4 protein-coding genes and 1 pseudogene are annotated in these 3317 nt (G+C 63.2%); 4 read left to right on the forward strand and 1 reads right to left on the reverse strand.

Translation table 11 applies throughout. From position 1 onward, the window contains the following. Together ACXJL8_RS37210 and ACXJL8_RS37215 are read left to right on the forward strand one after the other, a co-directional pair. Positions 1-211: pseudogene (locus ACXJL8_RS37210) on the forward strand (RNA methyltransferase); the annotation flags it as partial. Between the two features lie 177 nt (positions 212-388). Beyond that, positions 389-679: a hypothetical protein gene (locus ACXJL8_RS37215; RefSeq protein WP_456621280.1), complete on the forward strand. Its 291-nt coding sequence runs from the start codon at positions 389-391 to the stop codon at positions 677-679. A 107-nt stretch (positions 680-786) separates the two neighbouring features. Here ACXJL8_RS37215 and ACXJL8_RS37220 read toward each other — a convergent pair whose 3' ends face one another. Next, on the reverse strand, positions 787-1440 hold the full coding sequence (locus ACXJL8_RS37220) for a TetR/AcrR family transcriptional regulator (RefSeq protein WP_456621281.1): 654 nt from the start codon (positions 1438-1440) through the stop codon (positions 787-789). 246 nt (positions 1441-1686) lie between these two features. Between ACXJL8_RS37220 and ACXJL8_RS37225 the strand changes: the two genes are divergently transcribed. Then, entirely contained in the window at positions 1687-2229 is a 543-nt protein-coding gene (locus ACXJL8_RS37225) for an OsmC family protein (RefSeq protein WP_456621282.1), read from the forward strand. A gap of 32 nt (positions 2230-2261) precedes the next feature. After that, positions 2262-3317: acyl-CoA dehydrogenase family protein (locus ACXJL8_RS37230; RefSeq protein ID WP_456686633.1), on the forward strand; the 1056-nt coding region annotated here is incomplete at its 3' end.

Raw genomic sequence — 3317 nt, forward strand, 5'->3', positions numbered from 1 at the left:
CATCCCGGACTTCGACTCGTTCCCGCACCGGATCGCGATCGAGCTGGTCAATCCGGGCGAGGGCGAGACCATCGCGGCGGACCGGGCGGGACGGCGGACGTGGCTGGAGGCGCGAGATTATCGGGTGATGGAGATCAGGGCCGCGGATGTCGAGCGCGACCTGGAGGCGGAGCTGGTGCGGCTGCAGGGGATGATCGAGCAGAGCGCGTAGCTCTCGTAGGATGGGCAAAGACGCGTAGCGCCGTGCCCGCCACTTTTGTTTCCGAGCGCGTTGGTGGGCACGCTTCCGCCTTCGATTTTCAAGCTACGGCGGACAAGTCGCTTTACCCACCCCACGAAAATGGCGCGAAGTCAGGGGAGAGCTGTTCGCCACGCCGCGGAGAATTAGATGAGCTATCCGTCAAGGGTCGTCCTTCGCCTGCCGCTATCGAGCGAAGGTCTGTTGGCTGCCTTTGTCGAGCAGTGTCTTCGTGATCGCGTTGCTCTCATTGCAGTCGTCGGAGAGGGCGCCGCACGGATCGAGGACATCATCGATGAACTCGTCGTAGGCGACGGGACGGATGACACACGCTTTGTCGTGACCACCTCGCACACGAATGAGACGGTGGAAGAGGTTTTGGAGTTCGCCGGTTTGTGGAATGACCAGCGAAATCAGCCCGTCCAAATAGTGAATTTATAGATCTCGTAGGGTGGGCAAAGCGAAGCGTGCCCACCATTCTTCGACCGATCAACTGAGGTAGAAATGGTGGGCACGGCGCTTTGCGCCTTTGCCCACCCTACGAAGATTCACACCGTTTCCAGCTGATCCGCCGCGCGCTTCTTCTTCGTCTTGGACTGGCTGAGCAGGGGGCCGGCGGTGAGCGCGGCCGTATCCGCCACGCCCGGATCGCGCGAGATCATCGCTGCGACGATGGCGCCGTCGATGAGGAGCCCGAGCTGATGCGCCAACACCGCTGGCTCGGCCGATCCGAGCTCGCCGGCGAGCTTCTCGATGTGGCCGAGCACGATCTTCTTGTGTTTCAGCGCGATGTTGCGGAACTGCTTGGCGTCCTTGTCGTGCTCGCCGACCGCGTTGATGAAGGGACAGCCGTAGAAGCGCTCTTCGGCGAACCAGCTCTTCAGCGCCGGGAAGATGCGCGTGAGTTTTGTCTGCGCGTCGCCGCCGCCGTCTTCCATGGCGCCGATGAACCATTCGCGCCACTGCTTGCCTTCGCTCTCCAGCACCGCATTGACGAGATTGGTCTTGGAGCCGAACAGCTTGTAGAGCGTGGTCTTCGCGGTGCCGGCTTCCTCGATGATCGCATCGATGCCGGTGGCGTTGATTCCGTTCTTGCAGAACAGATGCGTCGCGGCGCTCAAGAGGCGCCCGCGTGCGGACTCGTCCTCGCCGGCACCGGCATGGGGCGGATTTGAATTCTTCTTTGATGACGTCTTTGCCATGAGTCCAAACTTACCCGCAGCCGCGCCGCATCAGCAAGCCGCATCTGTTCCGCGCTGAAAAGATTCGCATCCGCTCGCTCATCTGCTCCGCCTTTGAGCACGAGGCGGCTGATCAATCCGCAGGCAGCGCCGGCTAAGCGGCTCCAATGCTTCGCATTTTGTTTTTGGCTTCCTCTGGCACGCTCCATGCAAGGAAACAGACCGTTCGGTATCCTACCGATTTCCACTTCTGCCAGGGAGAAGATGATGACTGCCGTCGTTCAAAAAACAGTGCTGACGGGTTGCCTCGCRCCCATCGACAAGAATGGCCTCGAGCAACTGATCGCCAACGGCAAGGCCAATCCGAAGGTCATCAAGACCTTGAAGTGCAAGACGGTCGCGGAAGGAAAATTCCGCCACGCCAACTATATCCGCAATTTGCCACCCTATATCGTCGACGAGCCGCCGGGCTTACTCGGCGACGACACTGCGCCCAATCCGTCGGAAGCCTCGCTCGCCGCGCTCGGCTCTTGCCTTGCGGTCGGCCTGCACGCCAACGCCGTGCATCGCGGCTGGATCGTCAACAAGCTCGAGCTCGAGCTCGAGGGCGACCTCAACATCACCGCGGTCTGGGGCACCGGCGACGTCTCCGACAAGCCGGTCGGCTTCACCGATGTGCGGGTCAAGGTCGACATGGAGTGCGAGGGCATCGCGCAGGACGAGATCAACGCGCTGGTCGCCCATGTGAAGAAATGGTCGCCGGTCGCCAACACTTTCACCCGCCCGGTCAATCTCGAGGTCGGCATCTAGCCATCAACCAGGACAAGGTGCGGGAGACGATCATGGGTTCACTGGCTTTATCACGGGCCGAAGTTTTGGATCAGCCCGCACCGTCCATTGCAGGGGAGGTGGCGCGGATCGCGCGGGAGCAGCTTGCGCCGCTCGCCGCCGGCATCGACGACGGCGCGGTCTATCCGGCCGAGGTGCTGCGCCGGTTCGGCGAGGTCGGCGCATGGGGCAGTCACATGCCCCAGGAGGGTCCTGCGGATTTGCGCTGCGCGATCCAGGCGATGGCGGCGATCGGCGAGGTCTGCGGTGCCACGGCCTTCATGGCCTGGTGCCAGAACACGCTGGTCTGGTACGCGGCCAACTCGACCAACATGAAGCTGGCAAAACGGTTCGGCGACGGTTTTTCGACCGGCCGGCTGCTCGGCGGCACCGGGCTGTCCAATCCGATGAAAAGCTTCTTCGGCATCGAGAAGCTGAAATTGAAAGGGCGCAAGGTCGAGGGCGGCTACATCGTGCGCGGCGCGCTGCCCTGGGTGTCCAATCTCGGCCCCGACCATTATTTCGGCACCATTTTTGAGCGCGAGGACGATCAGGGCATCGCAAGTGGCGAGCCCGGCACTGTGATGTTTCTCGCCGACTGCTCCGACCCCGCGATCACGCTGACGCCGTGCAAGCCGTTCCTCGCCATGGACGGCACCGGCACCTATGGCGTGCAGTTCCGCGACGTCTTCGTGCCGGATGAGCTGATCCTCGCCGATCCCGCCGCGCCCTTCGTCAAGAAGATCCGCGCCGGCTTCATCCTGCTCCAGGCCGGCATGGCGCTCGGCCTGATCCGGGACTGCGTCAACATCATGGACGAGGTCGGGGGTCCGCTCGGCCACATCAACCGCTATCTGCCGCAGCAGCCGGTGCATGTCCGCGATCTCGCCGCCGAGCTCGAGGCGGAGACCATGGCGCTGGCGCGCGATCCCTACAACGAAGAGGAGACCTACTGGCGCAAGGTGATCGCGCTGCGCCTGCGCGCGGGCGAGGCCAGCGTCGCGGCGGCGCATGCGGCGATGCTGCATTGTGGCGCGCGCGGCTATCTCAAGAGCCACCGCGTGCAGCGC

This window comes from Bradyrhizobium sp. P5_C11_2 (assembly GCF_054049755.1).